At 70.6% G+C, this 18,351-nt stretch carries 10 protein-coding genes; 3 read left to right on the top strand and 7 right to left on the bottom strand.

Annotation, left to right across the window (positions count from 1 at the left end; genetic code table 11):
* Positions 1–43 precede the first annotated feature (43 nt).
* Positions 44–1,432: an MFS transporter gene (locus AOA12_RS18675; RefSeq protein WP_054686280.1), complete on the bottom strand. Its 1,389-nt coding sequence runs from the start codon at positions 1,430–1,432 to the stop codon at positions 44–46.
* Between the two features lie 16 nt (positions 1,433–1,448).
* Positions 1,449–2,426 carry an NAD(P)H-dependent flavin oxidoreductase gene (locus AOA12_RS18670; protein ID WP_054686279.1) on the bottom strand — a complete coding sequence of 326 codons (978 nt, stop codon included), beginning with the start codon at positions 2,424–2,426 and terminating at the stop codon, positions 1,449–1,451.
* A gap of 178 nt (positions 2,427–2,604) precedes the next feature.
* Between AOA12_RS18670 and AOA12_RS18665 the strand changes: the two genes are divergently transcribed.
* Positions 2,605–3,360, top strand: a complete 756-nt coding sequence (locus AOA12_RS18665; RefSeq protein ID WP_054686278.1) for an enoyl-CoA hydratase/isomerase family protein — start codon at positions 2,605–2,607, stop codon at positions 3,358–3,360.
* A gap of 3 nt (positions 3,361–3,363) precedes the next feature.
* Here the strand turns inward: AOA12_RS18665 and AOA12_RS18660 are convergent, their stop codons facing one another.
* The 3 genes from AOA12_RS18660 to AOA12_RS18650 all read right to left on the bottom strand — a co-directional run bounded on the left by AOA12_RS18660 (position 3,364) and on the right by AOA12_RS18650 (position 10,973).
* Positions 3,364–4,584, bottom strand: coding sequence for a TetR/AcrR family transcriptional regulator (locus AOA12_RS18660; protein ID WP_054686277.1), 1,221 nt, complete (start codon positions 4,582–4,584; stop codon positions 3,364–3,366).
* Positions 4,585–4,654: 70 nt separating this feature from the next.
* Positions 4,655–5,452 carry an enoyl-CoA hydratase/isomerase family protein gene (locus AOA12_RS18655; protein ID WP_054686276.1) on the bottom strand — a complete coding sequence of 266 codons (798 nt, stop codon included), beginning with the start codon at positions 5,450–5,452 and terminating at the stop codon, positions 4,655–4,657.
* Between the two features lie 85 nt (positions 5,453–5,537).
* Complete coding sequence (locus tag AOA12_RS18650) at positions 5,538–10,973, bottom strand: ATP-binding protein (RefSeq protein WP_054686275.1); 5,436 nt, start codon at positions 10,971–10,973, stop codon at positions 5,538–5,540.
* A gap of 228 nt (positions 10,974–11,201) precedes the next feature.
* Here AOA12_RS18650 and AOA12_RS18645 point away from each other — a divergent pair, with 228 nt between their 5' ends.
* A complete protein-coding gene (locus AOA12_RS18645) occupies positions 11,202–12,458 on the top strand; it encodes a beta-ketoacyl-[acyl-carrier-protein] synthase family protein (protein WP_054686273.1) in 1,257 nt (418 codons plus the stop codon).
* Between the two features lie 102 nt (positions 12,459–12,560).
* On the opposite strand, the gene AOA12_RS18640 is transcribed toward AOA12_RS18645, so the two are convergent.
* Positions 12,561–13,784 carry a TetR/AcrR family transcriptional regulator gene (locus AOA12_RS18640; RefSeq protein ID WP_054686271.1) on the bottom strand — a complete coding sequence of 408 codons (1,224 nt, stop codon included), beginning with the start codon at positions 13,782–13,784 and terminating at the stop codon, positions 12,561–12,563.
* Positions 13,785–13,979: 195 nt separating this feature from the next.
* Here AOA12_RS18640 and AOA12_RS18635 point away from each other — a divergent pair, with 195 nt between their 5' ends.
* A complete protein-coding gene (locus AOA12_RS18635) occupies positions 13,980–15,851 on the top strand; it encodes an AMP-dependent synthetase/ligase (protein ID WP_082406375.1) in 1,872 nt (623 codons plus the stop codon).
* A 24-nt stretch (positions 15,852–15,875) separates the two neighbouring features.
* Here the strand turns inward: AOA12_RS18635 and AOA12_RS18630 are convergent, their stop codons facing one another.
* Entirely contained in the window at positions 15,876–18,188 is a 2,313-nt protein-coding gene (locus AOA12_RS18630) for a molybdopterin-dependent oxidoreductase (protein ID WP_156366581.1), read from the bottom strand.
* Positions 18,189–18,351: the final 163 nt, after the last annotated feature.

Raw genomic sequence — 18,351 nt, 5'->3', positions numbered from 1 at the left:
CATTTTGCAGGAAATGAGAATCAGTGGAAGGCACTCGTCGTCGCTATCCCAACCGCCCCGCCGGCGTCGCACGGCGGACGACGACGAGCGCCGCGAGGATCGCAAGCGTTCCCGCCGCCGTGAGGGTGACCGCATAGGCGGCCTCCGGTGCGGGGCCGCTCGCGGGCAGCGCCGCGAAGACGAGGCTGAGCAGGCCGACGCTGAGCCCGCCGCCGATCTGGCACGCCGCGGTGAACAGCCCGCCCGCCAGGCCCTCCTGGCCCGCAGGCGCGAGCGCGAGCGCGGTGACGTTCTGCGCGACGAAGGCGCTCGTCTCGCCCGCGACGATCACGAGCAGCAGCGCGACCACGGCCAGGGCGCCGCCGGCCGGGCCGAACAGGGCCAGGGCGATCGTGCCGATGCCGCACACGAGCGAGCCGCCGACGATCGCGCTCTCCGCCCGCCGCAGGCGGGGAAGGACGTGCGCCGAGAAGAGCGAGCCGAACATCGCGCCGGCGGCGGTCGGCAGCATCGCCAGCGACGCGGCGGTCGCCGACATGCCCAGCACGTCGCGCAGCATCAGGGCGCCGAAGAAGTAGGCGCCGACCCAGGCGCCGTAGATGAGCGCGGTCGACACGATGACGCGCCAGAAGCCCGGAGCCCTCCAGATCTCGAGCGGCATGAGCGGAGCCGCCGATCGCGACTGGCGCCAGACGAAGAGGGCGACCAGGGCGAGCCCGAGGGCGATGCCGCCGAGCGTCGGCACGGTGAGCCAGCCGGCGCGCGAGGAGATCGTCACGCCGTGGACGAAGACGAGCAGCCCGGCGCAGCACGTCAGGGAGTCCCACAGTCCGAGCGGGCCGGAGACGGCCCGCTCGCGGCGGGGCACCCAGCGCAGCGTCATCGCGAGCGAGGCCAGCGCCGTGACCGCCAGGAGCAGGAACACGTGACGCCAGCCGAGGGCGTCCGCTCCCCAGCCGCCCAGCACGAGCCCGGAGCCGAAGCCGAGGGCGCCCGCGGCCGCGAACCAGCCGAGGGCGTGCGAGCGGGCCGGGCCGCGGTCGGTCGTGCGCGCGATGATCTCCATCGCGGCCGGTGCGGTGAGGGCCGCCGCCGCTCCGGCCAGCACCCGCCCCGCGATCAGCACGAGGCCGCTGGGGGCGGCTGCGGCGACCAGCGCCGCCGCGGTCGCCCCCAGCATCCCGAGGACGAGCATCGTCCGCCCGCCGTGGATGTCGGCGAGGCGTCCGCCCAGCAGCACGAGCGCGCCGAACGCGAGCGTGTAGCCCGCGACGATCCACGCCGTCTGCGTCTCATGCAGCGCGAGCTCGTGCTGCACCGAGGGCACCAGCAGGGGAGCGACGCCGAGATGGAGGGCGTTCAGGAACTGTGCCGTCGTGGCGGTCAGCAGCGGCTTCCGGGATGCCGTCGCCGACCGCGGGTCGCGGGTCACGACTCGCGGCTCCGCGTCAGACGGTCGCCGCGCTCAGCGCCGCCACGCGAGCGATGGCCGCCTCGGCCTCGGCCACGATCCGCGGCACCAGCTCGGCCGCCGTCGGGATGTCGTGGATCAGGCCCTGTGCCATCCCGACCGTCCAGATGCCGGCATCCAGGTCGCCGTTCTCGTACACCTTCCGTCCGCGGGCGCCCGCGACCAGCTCGCGCACGTCCTCGAACGCGCCGCCGTCGGCGAGGATCTGCACGACCTCGTCGCTGACGGCGTTCTTCGAGACGCGCGCGGTGTTGCGCAGCGTGCGGAAGATGAGGTTGGTGTCGCGCTCGGTCGCCGCGACGATGGCCTCCTTGACGTTCTGGTGGATCGGCGACTCGGCGGTGCACAGGAAGCGCGTTCCCATGTTGATGCCGTCGGCGCCCAGGGCGAGCGCGGCGGCCAGTCCCGAGCCGTCGGCGAACCCGCCCGAGGCGATCATCGGGATGTCGATCACCTTCGCGGCGGCGGGGATGAGCACGAGACCGGGCACGTCGTCCTCTCCGGGGTGGCCGGCGCACTCGAAGCCGTCGATGCTGATCGCGTGGACGCCGACCTCCTGGGCCTTGACGGCGTGCCGCACGCTCGTGCACTTGTGGATCACCTTCACGCCGTTCGCGTTGAAGAAGTCCATGTGCGGGGCGGGGTTGGAGCCGGCCGTCTCGACGATGCGCACGCCCGCCTCGACGATGGCGTGACGGTACTCGTCGTAGGGCGGGGGCGTGATCGTGGGGAGGATCGTGAGGTTGACGCCGAACGGCTTGTCGGTGAGGTCGCGCGCCCGGCGGATCTCCTCGGTCAGGGCCTCGGGGGTGGGCTGCGTGAGCGCGGTGATGATGCCCAGGCCTCCGGCCTCCGAGACGGCCGCAGCGAGTTCGGCCCTGCCGACCCACTGCATCCCGCCCTGGACGATCGGGTGCTCGATGCCGAACTCGGTGGTGAAGCGCGTGGTGATCACGGTGATCTTCCCTTCTTCGTGATCCTGAGGCTTTTGCCTAGTAACAGTTCACTATGGCATCCATAGTGGCTGAAAATCAAGTGACATCACGCTAATATGTGGTTCACTAGTAGCCTAGTGCACGTTTACACAACGCGTGAGTGCGGAGCGCCCACGCAGCGAGACAGAGGATGCCGTCATGACATACACCGAGATCAAGGCCAGCGTCGACCAGGGTGTCGGCACGATCGCCTTCGACCGCTACGACCGCCGCAACGCGCTGAGCATGGAGCTGTTCCAGGACCTCGGCGACTGCCTGACGGCGTGGAAGAAGGACGACGACGTCGCCGTCGTCGTCATCACCGGCGGCGAGGACATCTTCTGCGCCGGCCTCGACCTGCAGCTGCAGTCGGCGTTCACGCAGGAGACGATGGACGCCTACGCCGAGATCTGCCTCTGGGTGTACGGGCTGATCCTCGACTACCCGAAGCCCACGATCGCCGCCGTCGGCGGCCCCGCGTTCGGCGGCGGCTGCGACATCGCGGTGTTCTGCGACATCCGCATCGGCGGCGACAACGTGCGGATGGGCTACCCGCAGGTGAAGATGGGCCTCACGCCGTACTTCACGCCGCTGTGGAAGATCATCGGGCTCAGCCAGGCGAAGCTGCTGACCCTGTCGGGCGAGCTCATCGACGCCCGGGAGATCGAGCGCATCGGCATGGTCGACCGGCTGGTGCCCGCGGGGACCGTCGTCGCCGAGGCGACGAGGCTCGCGCGCGCGATCGCCGAGACGACGACGCGCTCCGCCGCCAACAACAAGGAGATGATGCTGCGGGCGCCGGCGATGGACCCGATCAGCGCGCTGACCTATGAGACGCTCGCGTACCGCGAGGTGATCCGTCAGCCCGACGTCATCCGCCGCGTCAACGAGGGCTACGCGAAGCTCCGCAAGTAGGCGTCAGCGGTCGCCGGGGGCCGTCCGCAGGGCGTGCGACGCGAGTGCAGCGATGCGCGTCGCCGCCTGCGGATGCGTCCGCACCGCCTCGGGCCGCGACATGTCGTTGATGATGCACAGCGCGCTCGAGACGTAGACGCGGGCGACCGCGTCGTTCAGGTCGGGACGCACCGTCTCGAGCAGTGCGACCCAGTGGTCGATCGACTCGCGATGCACCCGGGCGAGCGAGCGCCGCTCGTCCTCGGGCAGATGCACGCGCTCCTGGGTGAAGATGCGGAACAGCTCCGAGTGGGTGAGCGCCAGCGCGGTGTAGGACTGCACCAGCAACTGCAGGATCTCCGCAGGCTCCGTGGCCTCGCGCATGGCGCGCAGGCGGTCGACCTCGATCCAGTCCGCCGCCCGGCGCAGGATGGCGGAGAGGATCTCGCCCTTGCTGGCGAAGTGGTGATAGAGGCTGGGGCCCGCGATGTCGGCGGCGGCGCCGATGTCGTCGATCGTGACCTGCTGATAGCCCCTCTCGGCGATGAGCGCGGCCGCGTGCTGCAGCAGCGACTCCCGACGCGGGGCGTCGATCTGGAAAGGGGTGTTGCGCGCGACCTCGGTCAGGTCGACGACCGGCGCGTCGTCGAAGCCCGTGAGCGTGCAGATCTGCTCGCTCACGGCGAGCAGGGCCCGCTGCAGCGGACGCCCCGACAGCGGGAGCTGGTACTGCGCCGGCGCGGCGAGGGTCGCGAGCACGGCGCGGGCGAGCCATTCGCCGTCGTCGGCGGAGAGGTCGGCGCGTCGTGCGCCGATGACGGCGGAGAGGTCGCCCACGACGGCGGCGAGGCGAGAGCGATAGTCGGCGCGCGCGTCGGGGTCGAGGTTGCGGCCGTCGCGCTGCACCAGGATCCAGAGGTCGCTGCGGTCCACGGCCGACGCGGCGAGCAGGTCGAGGGTAGCCCCCAGCTCGCCGCCGCCCTGCGCGATCGCGGCCTCGACGACGTCGAGCCCCGATCCGATGCAGGCCATCAGCAGTGCCTGCTTGCCGTCGAAATGGCGGTAGAGCGCGGGCGCGGTGATGCCGACCGCGCCCGCGATCTCCGTCATCCGCACGCCGGCGAAGCCCTTGCTGCGGAACAGCGGCGTCGCCGCTCGGACGATCTCGTCGCGCCGGACGAGCCGGCGCTGGTCGCGGCGCGTCTTCGAGCCCGGCTCAGGCGGCGGGCTCACGGTTGACGACACGGCATTCCTCTCGTCAGGACGATGGATCGCTCCGATGCTCTCGAGCAGTCAACCCTACAACGACGGCGGATCAGGAGCCGCCGATCACGCGCTCGGTGGCCCGCGAGGCGCCCGCGCCGAGCCGCCGCAGGCCCTCGGGGGTGCGCTCGTGGAAGACGGGGCGCTGGGTGAGGTCGTGCGTCACGCGCAGCTCGTAGGCGATGCCGCCGACGTGGTCCATGTTCGTCGCCCGCAGCGCGACCTCCTTGAGCACGACGGCCATCTCCGAGCCCATCTCGGCGATCTGCTTCGCCACCTCGAGCGCGGTGGGGATGACCGAGCCGACGGGGGCGAGCTGGTCGACGAGCCCGATGCGGTAGGCCTCGCGGGCGTCGACGGGGTCGCCGGTGAAGAACAGGCGCCGAGCGCGCATCGGGCCGACCTTGCGCATCAGGCCGCCGTAGAAGCCGTTCATGCCGTACTTGACCTGCGTCGAGCCGAAGAACGCGTTCTCGGAGGCGATCGTGGTGTCGCACATGTTCGCGAGGTCCATGCCGTAGCCGGGGGCGACGCCCGCGACGCCGGCGATCGTGGGCTTGCGATAGTCGGCGAGGTCGGTCATCAGCCGCGTCGCCAGCTCGGTGAACCGGCGCTGGTTCTCGCCCGTGATGCCGTTCAGCACGTCGAGGCGCCAGCCCGCGCAGAAGTACTCCTCGGTGCCGATGAGCAGCACCGCGGCGACCTCGTCGTCGTAGGCCCAGCTCGCCAGCGCCGCGATCAGCTCCTCGTGCAGCTCCCAGCCGAGGGCGTTGCGCTTCTCGGGGTGGTTCAGCTGGATGACGCCGACGCCGTCCTCGATCCAGGTGCGCAGGTGGGGGAATGTCGCCATGCGACCGCTCCTCTCATCGTCGTGGCCCGCGCGGGTCGCGTGGGCCATCGCTCCCACCACAATCTAGTGAACAGTCACTAGATTGTCAATGGACGAGATCACCCGCCCGGTCGCGCGCCAGCGACGCGATCAGGCGCGGGCGCAGCGCGCGGGCCGAGAGGATGTCGTCGATGGACCCGACCTCGCGTGCGCGCTCGACCGAGTGGATGCCGTCGAACTCCTGCGCGAGCCGGGCCCGCACCTCGAACCGCACCTGCTGCTCGGCCTCGATGAGCTCGTTCTGCAGGAGCACCGACGGCTCCGGGCTCTCGGCCAGCCGCCGCTTGAGCGACTGCACCCGTTCATCCGCCGCCACCTGCGCGGCGACCTCGCGCGAGAACACCACGGCCGCGGCCGGCGCCCCGCCGATGACGGACGCCCGGGCGCCCTCGATCGCGAGGGACTCCAGGGAGTCGTTGAGCGCCTTGGAGAACACGACGAACGCGCCGCCGTGGTACCGGGAGAGCACGACGAAGACGATGAGCCCGTCGAAGTTCACGACCGCGCGGCCGATCTCGGCGCCGTACTCGAGCTGCAGCTGGCGCATCGACTCGGGCGAGCCGTCGAAGCCGGAGAGATTGGCCAGGACGACCACGGGGTGCACGCCGCTGGCCGCGTTGATCGCGCGCGCGACCTTCTTGGACGACCGGGGGAACAGCGTGCCCGCGCTCCATCGCCGCGGGCCGTCGCTGGCCGCGAGCGTCCTGCGGGCGACGTCCTGCGACTCGATGCCCAGCAGCGTGACCGGGTATCCGCCGATGTGGGTCTCCCACACCACCGCGCTCTCGGCGTCGGCCATGTGCGCCCAGCGCTCCAGGGGCGTGTCGTCGCTGTCCCGCACGGCGTCCAGCACGTGCCGGATCGAGAACGCGCGCTTGCGCTCGGGGTTCTTCACCGGGTCGAAGACGTCGCCGACCGTCGCGAACCCGGGATCGGCGCCCGCGTGCGGCGCGAGGGTGATGTCGCGGTCGACGGGGTCGGCGGTGATCCGCGTGCGCGGGCGGCTCTCCCGCGGCGCGGTGTACGCGTAGTCGTAGTGGCGGAAGAGGATCGACACGGCCTCGGCGACGTCGCCCGCCCAGTACTGCGCGTTGCCGTTGGGCCCCATGATCGTGTCGTAGCCGCCGATCCCGGCGTTGTCGCGCGCCGAGACGGCTCCCGAGAAGTCCAGCGCCTGCTTGCCCGTGAGCACCATCGCATGCTCGCCCACGACCACCAGGATGCCGCGCGTGTGCATGAGCATCGTGGCCTCCGCGTCCCAGTACGACTGCGCGCCGACGTTGACGCCCGTGACCAGCACGTTGACCTCCATGCCGTCCTGGGTGGCCTGGACGATGCGCCGCAGCACGCGGCCCGTCGCGTCGAGGTTCTCGGTGCCGCTGTCCATCGCGACCTTCGCGCCCGACGACGCCGTGAACCACTCCACGGGCACGCCGAGCCCCTCGGCCAGGTCGATGGCCGCGACGATCCGGTCGCACTCGGCCGAGGTCAGCGCCGCCATCCCGCGGCTCGGGTCGTTGATGATCACGACGCGGCGCATCCCCTCGGGGTGCTTCGGCGTCGTGTTCGAGACCACGCCGAAGACCACGGCGCTCGTGTGCTCGCCCCACGGGCGGTCCACGGGAACGGCGCGGCCGTCGCGCAGGTCGTGCTCCTGGAAGCGGCCGGGCGGCAGCTCGGAGTGCAGGGCGCCGGGCGAGGTCAGCAGGGTCAGCACGTCCCACGGCGCGATCATCCCCCGACGGCGCAGCTGCGCGCTGACCTTCCGCAGGCCCACGGTCGGGGTGATCGCCGCGTCGGAGGGCGCCTTCACCCCGATCTGCACGCCGGCGTTCTTGCGCAGCGCCATGTGCACGACGAGGTCGTCGGGCTCGCCGTCGACCTGCACCTGCCGGAGCCGGAGCACGACGTCGTCGAGGCCGAGGCCCGTCGTCGCGCTGCGGGTGCGCTCCGCGACCGTGACGAGCGAGGCGATGGGATGCCGCCAGGGGGCGTCGACGAGGAGGCTCACCCGGTTGAGCACGGGCGTCGCGCCGCCGTCGGCGACCAGCAGCGCATCGCGGATGGCGTCGAGCGCGAAGGTCAGCGCGAACTCGAGCGCCGGGACGCTCTCGATCTCGCCGTGCGCGTCGAGCTGGGCGTCGGCCTCGTGCACCTCCGCGAACGCGAACAGCCGCCGGTCGGCGGGATCGGCCTTCGCGCGGGCCGAGAACAGCCAGACGCCCGAGCGGGCGGGGACGCGCTCGACGTCGAACTCGCGCATCCGCCAGAGCTCCAGCCGCTCCGCCGTGATCGGATGCAGGTCGGCCGACGTCTCGTCGAGCCGGAGCGCGCCGTCGCCGTCGGCCGCGAACACCTCGGTGCGCACGCGCGTCGACGGGGCGTCGGGGAGGGTGTGCAGGACGACGAACGCGGCCGAGGGCAGCGCCGCGAGCACGGCGCGCCTCCGGTCGCCGTCGTCGGGCAGGAAGGCGTCGACGAGCACCCGCGTGCCCTTCGGCCGGGCGGCGATGAGCGCCGACACCGCCTCCAGGCCGCGCGCGAGCGTGTCGCCGCCGAGATCGGCGACCACCGCGACGACGTCGCACACGTCGCTGCCGTCGATGGATGCCGCGAACGCCGCGACGTCGTCGCGACCTGGGAGCGGCTCCAGCCGCCGGCCGCGGTACAGGCTCGCGGCGATCAGCGGCAGGTGCGCCGCCGATCGGTCGTCGCCGAGCCGCGCCCACGCGGCGACCCAGCGCTGCCACGGCAGCGCGCTCGTCCGCGCCCGTGCCTCGTCGTCGGGCGCGGAGAGTGCCCGGATCGCCAGGGCGATCTGCTCGCGGCGCGTCTCCTCGATGGTCGGCAGGACCACCTCGCGGAACCGCAGCGCGCGGGCGGCGCCGGCGACCGTGGGACGCCCGTGCTCGGTGGCGGCGACGATGCCGGTGAGGATCTCGTCGAGCTGCACCGGATCGGCGCCCGCCGTGGCCGCGGGCAGGCGCAGCCAGCGCGAGAGGATCGCCGCGACGATGCGCGCGCTCTCGTCGCCGCGCTCGAAGGCCGCCCACATCGCCCGGAGCGCGTGGTCGACCCGGTCGGGTGCGGAGCTCGCGCGCACGTCGTAGTGCGCGAGGGCCGAGCGCAGCGGCTCGCACGCGAGGTCGGCGTCGCCGAGATTGCGGCGCCGCAGCACGGTGACGAGGTCGTCGCCGGCCCGTCCGTCGTCGTCCGAGACGTGTCGCGGCGCGATCCGGCGCAGGTCGACGAACGTCCGCAGCAGGTCGATCTCGTCCGACAGCGTGATCGAGGACTCCGCGGCCGGATCGTCCCACAGCGTGAGGGCGTGCGGCACCTCGTCCGCGTCGATGTCGAACCCGAGCATGAGCGTGCGGGCGACCGCGAGCCGGTCGCGCGCGCCGCCGGAGAGGCGGCCGAGCTCGGTCAGGACGCGGTGATCGGTGCCGGTCGCCGGCCCGTCCGCCGTCGACTCCACGCGCACCAGCTCCTGGCCGGCCGAGATCTGGCTGCCGAGCCCCGCGGAGATCGACGTGACCGTTCCGGCCTCCGTCGCCACGACGGCCGCCTCCAGCTTCATGCTCTCGATCGTCATCAGGCGCGCGCCGGCCTCGACCTCGTCGCCCTCCGCGACGTGCACGGCCACGACGATGCCGGGGATGGTCGCGCGGACCGACGTGCGGTCGCCCGTCGAGATGCGCACCAGGCGCCCGTCGACCGCCACGGCGAGACCGTCGTGCTCCGTCACCACGAGCGCCCGATGCGAGGCGCCGGCCACGGTCAGCAGCAGTTCGCCGCCGTCGCGGGCCTGCGCGGTCACGTCGACCGAGACCGGAGGGGCCTCGCCGGCATCGGCCGTGCCGCCGGGGCGGAAGCGCACGCGATAGGCGTCGGCGCCGAGGTCGTCGACACGGGCCTCGATCTGCTCGCCGTCGATGACGAGCTCGACCGGCTCGCGTTCCGCCCGCAGCTGCGGCGCGCCCCAGAGCACCGACCGCACGAAGTCCGCGCACGCGGCCCGCGATCGGGTGCGGTGCACGGCGACCGCGGCGGCCACCGCGGCGATCGGATGGGTGCCGTCGAGCGGGATGGTGCCCGCGCCCAGCCGGCGGTCGAGCCAGGACGTGTCGATGCGGCCGGCGCGCACGTCGTCGTCGCGCAGCAGCGCCTCCAGGAGGCGCCGGTTGGTCGCGCCGCCGCGGATGTGCACGTCGGTCCGCTCGACGGCGCGCGCCAGTCGTTCCAGCGCCGTGCCGCGATCGGGCGCCCACGCGATGATCTTGGCGACCATCGAGTCGAATCCGGCGGGGATGTCGTCGCCCTCGCGGATGCCGGTGTCGACGCGGATGCCGGGGCCGAGGGCGGGGCGGAAGCGCAGCACGTGTCCCGGGGCGGCCACGAAGCCGCGCTCCGGATCCTCCGCGTTGAGGCGCACCTCGACGGCGTGGCCGCGGCGTGCGGGCGGCTCGGCGGCGAGCCGGTCGCCGAGCGCGACGCGCAGCTGCTCGGCGACCAGGTCGAGGCCCGTGATCTCCTCGGTCACGGTGTGCTCGACCTGGAGCCGCGTGTTGACCTCCATGAAGTAGAAGGCGCCGGCGGCGGCGTCGACGAGGAACTCGACGGTCCCCGCGTTGGTGTACCCCGAGGTGCGGGCGATGTCGCGGGCGGCCCGTTCGATGCGCTCCTGCAGCCCGGGGTCGGCGATGGACAGCCCGCTCTCCTCCACGACCTTCTGCCGACGGCGCTGGATGCTGCACTCGCGCACGCCCGCCGACCAGACGGTGCCGTGGCGGTCGGCGAGGATCTGCACCTCGACGTGGCGTCCGGAGTCGACACGCTTCTCGAGGAACACCGTCGGATTGGCGAATGCGCGCTCCGACTCGCGGCGGGCCTCGTCGAACGCGGTCGCGAGATCGGCGGGCGACGAGACCTCGCGGATGCCCATGCCCCCGCCACCGGCGGAGCTCTTCACGAACAGCGGGAACCCGATGCGCTCGGCGTGCCGGTGCGCCTCCTCCGCCGACTCCACCGGGCCTCCGCTCCACGCGGTCACGGGAACCCCCGCCGTCTCCGCGAGGGCCTTCGCCTCGATCTTGTCGGCCAGCCGCCGCATCGTCGTCGAGCTCGGCCCGATGAAGAGCAGTCCGGCATCCTCGCAGGCTCCGGCGAAGGCGGGGTCCTCCGCCAGGAAGCCCCACCCGACCCACACGGCCTCGGCGCCGCACTCGCGCAGCACGGCGAGGAGCAGGTCGCGGTCGAGATACGGCGTGGACGCCGTGAGCCCGAGCCTGCTCGTCGCCTCGTCGAGGTCGACGGTCTCGTCGGCGAGCTCGGCGAAGAGCGACCCGCGGTCGGCGGCGGTGACCAGGGCGATGCTCGTGATCCGCCGGCCGTCGGAGGCGACGAAGCCCGCGGCGGTCTGCAGGAAGCGGACGGCCGCCTCACCGCGGTTGACGATGGCGACTCTGAGCGGCGATGACATGGGGATTCCTTCCGGTGCGCGCCCGCGCACCGAGCGGTGCGGATCGCCTCGACGAGCTGCGTCGTGCGACGAGGGCGTGCGAGAATAGTAGCCATAATTCTTGCTGTGCATCAATTATTAGTGCTACGTTGACCGCAGTGAGGTTGTCATCTGCGCGATCGGACGCGGTGAGTCCTCGACGCGGGCCACGGCTGGCGCCGCGTGTGACGGAAGGAACGCACAGTGGGAATGAACGTCGCCATCACCGGCATGGGTGTCGCGTCCGCGTTGGGCCACGATCCGGCGGAGCTCTACGACCGGCTCTGCGCGAAAGAGGTCGCGATCAGGGAGACGCCGTGGACCCGTGACGATCCGGAGCGTTTCGAGTGGTGGGCCCCGGTGGAGACCCGGCCGCCGGCATGGATGGACGCGCGCAAGCTCGACGGCATCGACCCGTTCGCCCAGAACGCGGGATTCGCCGTCACCGAGGCGCTCGCCCACGCGGGCATCGGGGAGCTCGACCCGCTCCGCACCGGCATCTTCGTCGGCACGGCCAAGAACGGCACGCAGTCGATGGAGCGGGCGCAGTTCGACGTCGACCGGGCGGGCCGCGAAACCGCGAGCGGCAAGTATCAGATCCGGGTGTGGCCCAACCTCGCCGCCTCCCAGATCGCGATGAACTGGGGACTGCACGGGCCGACGCTGACCATCAGCACGGCATGCGCCTCGTCGCTCGACGCCATCGGCCTCGGCGCGCGCTTCATCGCGTCGGGCCAGATCGACGTGGCCCTCGTCGGCGGCGCGGAGGGCGGTCTCTCCTGGCGCATCGGCGAGGACGGCTACGTGCCCGCGAGCGCGTACTCCCGCAGCAACTACGGCATGGGGGCGAACGTCGACGACCCGACCAAGGCCTGCCGTCCGTTCGACGTCGACCGCGGTGGCATGGTCTTCGGCGAGGGCGCCGGCATGTTCGTGCTCGAGAGCGAGGAGCACGCGCGACGCCGCGGCGCCCGTCCGCTCGGGTGGGTGCAGGGATGGGGATCGGCGGCCGACGCCTACCACCCCTCGACGCCTGATCCCACGGGGCAGTGGGAACGCCTCGCGATGGAGCACGCGCTGGCCGACGCCGGAGTGTCGCCCGAGGTGATCGACGCCGTCGCCGCGCACGGCACGGGCACCGCCAAGGGCGACGTCGCGGAGATCAACGCGATCAACGACCTGTACGGAGCGCGCGTGGGAGAGGTCTCGGTCATGTCGGTGAAGGGCACGCTCGGGCATCCGACGGGTGCCGCCGGGGCGATCGCCCTCGTGACGGCCCTGGAGGGCATGAAGCGCGACGAGGTCATCTTCACGGGCGGCACGAGCACGCCCGACCCGCTGATCCGCTTCGACCTCGTTCTCGACGAGCCGCGACGCCGCACCGTGGACTGGCTGCAGGTGAACGCCTTCGGCTTCGGCGGCCAGAACGCGTCCCTCGTCGTGAGCCGCGAGGCGCAGGAGGCCTGAGCCACTCGCGCACGGGAGCGCGATACGACGAGATGGCTGCGGTTTCCCGCCCAGACGCCTGGGTGGGGAACCGCAGCCATCTCTGCGTGCGGAGCGATCGAGCTAGACGACGTCGAGAAGGTCGAAGGCGATGTCGGTCAGCACGGTGCCGGTCATCCTCGGGTCGGGACCCTGTGTCGGCTCCTGCGGCGTGATCGCGAGATCGTTGATGACGCTCACGACGCATGCCAGGAGCCCTCGTGCTTCGCGGGCGGAGAGATCGGGGCGGGCTTCGCGCAGGAGCACGAGGCCGTTGTTGAAGTAGTCCCGGTACGACCGCACGATCGAGCCCTCCTCGATCCGCACGAGCGCGGCGCGCTCGCGCACGAAGAGGACGAAGACGTCGTGCCACGTCAGTGCGAGCCGCGTGTAGGACTCGAGGAACGCGCGCATCCGTGCGGTGATCGACGCGTCGTCGGGCGGATGGTGCGCTCGATCGATCGCGAGCCACTCCAGTCCTCTCCGGAAGATGCTCGTGAAGATCTCCGCCTTGCCCGAGTAGTAGTGGTAGAGGCTCGCGGCGGACATTCCCACGGCCTGGCCGAGGTCCTCCATGCTCACGCTCTCGTAGCCGTGCTCGCCGAAGAGTCGCGTCGCCTCGTGCAGGACACGCTCGCGTTTGCTGAGAGCCGCCGAGCCGACGCTCGTCGGCACCTCGATGAGCACCCTCGGCTCGAGCCTGCTCGCCGGCGTGTCGACGATCCGTCGAGCGATCCGTGCGAGCATGGCCGGGAGATCGTCGGGCTGCGCTCGCGATCCATATGCCGAGGGCATCGTGAAGACGGCGAGCACCGCCCTGGTCAGCACCGCCGACTGGTCGGGGGACAACTCCGGGCGGAGCGCGCCGAGCTCGGTGCGAACGGCACGGCTGACGACGTGCATGCGCCGGGAGATCTCGTCGCGATCCTCTCGTCGCAGGTGTCGTGCGTCGCGTTCACGGACTTCCCAGAACTGCGACAGTGTGACAGAGGCCTCCGCGAGCCGGTGAAGGATGCTGTCGAGGTCGTGCGTCTGTCCTGCCTCGCTCGCGACGGCATCCGCGAAACGCTGAGAGCTCGACAGGAGCACCGCGCGCAGCAGATCCTGTTTGCCGGAGAAGTGACGGTAGATCGCCGGCGCACTCATCCCCAGGGCGCCGGCGACGTCCTTGAGCGTCGCGTTGACGTATCCGCGCTCGTAGAACAGCCGCGCGCCGACGGCGAGTATCTCGTCCTTCCGCGATGAGCGCTTGCGCACGACGTCTGACTGCCCCGTGCCCGGGAGCGGGGTTCGAGCGGTCTGCGGCATGATCGTCTTTCGGTCGACGAATGACGTACGAGATCCGCCCACTGGATCCCCGCATTCGCGGAGGTGGCCCTGACCCACGGAGGCCGAGGCCAGGCGCCGCCGGGATGAATCAGTATCCGCTCGGCGGGCGCATGCTCACTTTACACGCGGACGCTCCATGGGGAGCGCGTGATCGACGTCGGCAGCATCAAGTGAATGCACATTCATCTTGCGTGCTTGCAAGAAGTCGTATTTCGGCCCTTCTGCAATGAATGCTCCAGCGTTGAGTTAACTAACATTCGTTATACTATGCAAGGGGCGGCGATGACGACGAAGGGATCGATGCGCATGGACGCGTTCGATGCGAAGACCATGTACGAAGCGTTCGCCGCGTCGGTCGCCGCTCATCCCGATCGGGTCGCGCTGCGCGAACGCGATCGGCGCTCCCTGACCTGGTCGCAGTGGTCTGAGCTCGTCGACAGGCACCGTGGCGCGCTCGCGAAGGCTGGTATCCGGCCGGGCGACACCGTGGCTCTTCTCCTGGACGGCGGCTACGACACCTACATCCTCGACATGGCCGTGATCTCCGTCGGCGGCACCGCCTTCTCCATCTACGTGACATCGTCGCCGACGCAGATCGCGCACCAGCTGCGTACCTCCGGGGCCGCGCTGCTCATCGCGCAGCAGACGCGCGCCGACGCCGCCCGGGTCGCCATCGGGCTCGTCGAGCGCCCCGTCCTTCTGTGGGTCGTGGAGTCGGCCGATCAGCCCGTGCTCGATCCCGGCACTGTTCCCGCGCCGGCCGTTCGCACGCCCGACGACGTGGCCACGCTCATCTTCACCTCTGGCACGACGGGAGATCCGAAGGCGGCAGAGCTCACGCACGGCAACGTCATGGAGGCACTGCGCAGCTCGCAGGCCATGATGCCGCTCGATGACGGCAGCCGGCTGATCTCCTACCTTCCCGCGGCCCATATCGCCGACAGGGTGCTCGCCTACTACTACAGTCTCGTCACTGCGGCGACCGTCACGATCCTCCCCGGCGGCCCGAGGGATCTCGTCGCCGAGCTGCCCGATGCGAGGCCTCAGATCCTGCTGTGCGTCCCTCGCACGTGGGAGGTGCTGCAGAACGCCGCGATGGCGAAGGCCGCCGCGCTCGGCATCGACGGCTTCTCCGATGCGATCCGCCGCGGCATCGATCGGGTGCGCCGCGGCGTGCGCGACGTGCCCTTCAGCGATGACAGGGACCTGTTCGCTCCTGTGCGCCGGGCGCTGGGCATCGACGATGTCCGGCTGTCGATGTCGGGATCCGCGCCGATTCCCGTCGAGACGCTCGAGTTCTTCGCGGCGATGGGCATCTGGATCTGCGAGGGCTATGGCCTGAGCGAGACGACCGGGATCAGCGTGATCAATCGTGCCGACGGGCAGCGCATCGGCACGATCGGCGTGCCGGCGCCGGGTATGGAGGTGATGCTCGCCGATGACGGCGAGCTGCTGATCCGCGGCCCTCTTGTCATGCGCGGATACCGCGGGGATCCGCAGGCGACCGCCGCCGCGCTCGAGCCGGATGGATGGATCCACTCCGGCGATCTCGCGACGATCGATGAAGAGGGATACGTGCGCATCGTGGGTCGCAAGAAGGAAGTGCTCATCACGAGCTCGGGCAAGAACATCTCTCCTGCGCAGCTGGAGCAGGCGATGATCCCGCACAGCGATCTCATCGCGGCTGTCGTCGTGGTCGGTGATGGCAGGCCGTATCCCAAGGCACTCGTCACCCTCGACAGCGAGGCAGTCGGCCGCCGGCGCCCCGATCTCGCCGACGCGCCCTCCGAGACGATCGTCGCCGAGGGGTGGATCCGCGAAGAGATCGCGCGCGCGATCGAGCTCGGCAACAGTCGCTTCAGCCCAGCCGAACGGGTTCGGGGGTTCACGATCCTGCCGGACGCGTGGCTTCCGGGCACCGAAGAGATGACGGCGACTCTCAAGCTCAGGCGTGCACCGATCATCGCGCGCTACGCGGACGTGATCGACGGCATGTATGCGGCAGATCTGCGGCAGACGCGAAACGATCCGCCGAGCGCATCGTGACGCCGAGGATCCGATGACCTCTCCTCATCGTGGCACCGACTCGTCCGCCCCGGTCGTCGGCGATTCGCCGAGCAGGCGATCGGTCCGTTCGAGTCGCTGAGGTCCGTGCACGACGACCGGTATGCCATTGAACACCGCGTTCCAGGAGGGCGCGTCGACCACGGTCTCATCGGCGAGGATGTTGGCGTTCACGCCGGGCCGAAGCCTCGCCGTCGTCATCCCGATCTCCTCGGGCTCGTGCAGCCACCCGTGTGGAAGGCTCACGACTCCCGGCGGAACACGGTCGCTGACCTCGACGAGGGCGATGAGCTCGCCGGCCGCGCTCTCCACCTTGGCCGTATCTCCTGTCTCCAGCCCTCGCTCGACCGCGTCCTCCGGACTCATCCGCAGCGTGGACCGGGTTCTCCCGGTCATCAGCGATGGAGTGTTGTGGAGCCACGAGTTGTTCGATCGCAGCTGTCGGCGCCCGATGAGCACGAGGCCTGGCTGTGGTCCCGCGTCGATCGCGCGCTCGAGCGGGCCGAGATCCTGGAGGATCGGATCAGGCGCGAGGTCGATCATCCCGTCCGGAGTCCGGAGGACCTCGGGGAGCCGCGGCCGGAGCGGCCCAAGGTCGATGCCGTGCGGATTCGCCTCCAGCAGGCTGAGTGACAGGCCTCCCTCGACCCTGCCGAAGCCGTCGCCGTACGGGCCCACGCGAAGCAGGAAGTCGAGCACGCGGTCGGGCCCCACCCGCGGGACGAGCAGGGAGAGGATCTCGTCCGCTTTGCGGCCGTGGATGAGTGAATGCTCGTCGCGCGACTCGGAACGGATCATGGACGTGATCATCGCCTCATCGATCTCGCCGGTCGAACGCATCGAGCCGTCGAAGATGCCGCCGAGTCGACACATGATCTCCCACTCGTCGAGCTGGTCGTGTCGTTTCTGGATGGAGGGCGGGCTGTAGTTCGCGACGTTGCGGACCGACCACATCGTGAAGTGGACGTCGTAGTGGGAGCGTTGAAGCGGCGACAGCGCCGGAAAGATCACGTGCGCGAAGCGCGTGCTATCGGTCACATAGGGGTCGATGGCAACGAACGCGTCGAGCTGCTGAAGAGCGTTCGCCATGCGCCGCGAGTTCGGCGCCGAGACGACAGGATTCCCGCTGATGAGGACGAGTCCTCGATAGCGGCCTTCTCCCGGGGTGTCGATCTCCTCGGCGAGGCATGACATCGGCAGTTCGCCGAAGAGCTCCGGTGCCTTCCGGACGCGGGTGTGATATCGGCCCATCGGAATGCCCGGCCCGAAACGAGGAGCGCCGCGCGTGTTCAGCATTCCGGAGGCCGGCTTCGGGAACATCGCCCCGCCTCGACGATCCAGGTTGCCCGTGAGGATGTTGAGGATGTCGATCATCCACGACGCGACGGTGCCGAAGCGCGTCGTGGAGGTTCCCATCCGGCCGTACACGACGGCGCTCGCCGCCCGGGCGAAGGCGCGCGTCAGTGCACGCACGTCCGTCGCCGGGATGCCGGTGAAGCCCTCGAGCCGCTCCGGCGTGAAGGGGCGCACGACTTCTCGGAGTCTCGGAAGATTGCGCGCGAACGGCTCCGCAGCGCCGATCCGCACCATGTCCTCCTCGAACAGCACCGAGGCCATGGAGAGCAGCAGCGCCGCATCGGATCCGACCCGCGGACGCAGATGCTCGTCGGCGATCTCCGCCGTGCGGGTGCGGACGGGGTCGATGACGACGAGGGTGCCGCCGCGGCGCCTGAGATCACGCAGCCTGCGCGGCCAGTCGGGAGCGGTCGCAAGACTGCCGTTCGACTCGAGCGGGTTGGCTCCGATGACGACGAGGAACTCCGTGTGATCGAGGTCCGGGACCGGGAGGGTGAACCGGTCGCCGAACATCAGGCCGTTCGTGAGGTCCTTCGACCGCTGGTCGAGCGTCGATGCGCTGTAGAGGTTCGGTGTCCGAAGCGTGGTGATGATGGCCCGGGCGGACAGCAGACCCGCCATGCTGTGCGCGATCGGATTGCCCATGTAGACGGCGGTGGTCGTGGAGCCGTCCTGCTCCAGGATCGGCCGGAACAGCTCGGCCGTTCGCGCGAAGGCCTCCTCCCAATCCGCTTCACGCAGCCGACCGCCGTCGCGGATCAGCGGCCCTCGGAGCCAGTCCGGATCGTCGTACAGCTCGCCCAGCGACGCCCCTTTCGGGCACATGAAGCCCTTCGAGAGCACGTCGAGTCCGTCGCCGCGCGTGCGCAGCACGCGATCGCCGCGCAGCGTGATCTCCAACCCGCAGGTCGACTCGCAGATCGGGCACGTCCGGATGACCGTCCGTTCGGGAGCGTCGTTCATGGCGGCCTCCGTCATGGCCGACAGCGCTGTCGGCCGGGGTGATCGCGAGCGTGTCGCGATTTCGTGGGTGGACAAGAAGATTAACGTTCATTAGGCTCCGTGTCCACAGATGAAGTCTGGGAAAACAGGCGTTCAACGAAGGCTTGTGAATGTTTATTCGCCT

The organism is Microbacterium sp. No. 7, assembly GCF_001314225.1.
Lineage (GTDB): Bacteria > Actinomycetota > Actinomycetes > Actinomycetales > Microbacteriaceae > Microbacterium.
Note: the sequence above shows the minus strand (reverse complement) of the source record. Positions and strands in the feature narration are given on the sequence as shown.

Excerpts from the sequence above, each read along its gene's own strand:
- AOA12_RS18665 (WP_054686278.1), top strand. The coding sequence starts at position 2,605 with ATGACATACACCGAGATCAAGGCCAGCGTCGACCAGGGTGTCGGCACG.
- AOA12_RS18635 (WP_082406375.1), top strand. The coding sequence starts at position 13,980 with ATGCACATTCATCTTGCGTGCTTGCAAGAAGTCGTATTTCGGCCCTTC.
- AOA12_RS18645 (WP_054686273.1), top strand. The coding sequence starts at position 11,202 with ATGAACGTCGCCATCACCGGCATGGGTGTCGCGTCCGCGTTGGGCCAC.
- AOA12_RS18650 (WP_054686275.1), bottom strand. The coding sequence starts at position 10,973 with ATGTCATCGCCGCTCAGAGTCGCCATCGTCAACCGCGGTGAGGCGGCC.
- AOA12_RS18655 (WP_054686276.1), bottom strand. The coding sequence starts at position 5,452 with ATGGCGACATTCCCCCACCTGCGCACCTGGATCGAGGACGGCGTCGGC.
- AOA12_RS18640 (WP_054686271.1), bottom strand. The coding sequence starts at position 13,784 with ATGCCGCAGACCGCTCGAACCCCGCTCCCGGGCACGGGGCAGTCAGAC.
- AOA12_RS18630 (WP_156366581.1), bottom strand. The coding sequence starts at position 18,188 with ATGAACGACGCTCCCGAACGGACGGTCATCCGGACGTGCCCGATCTGC.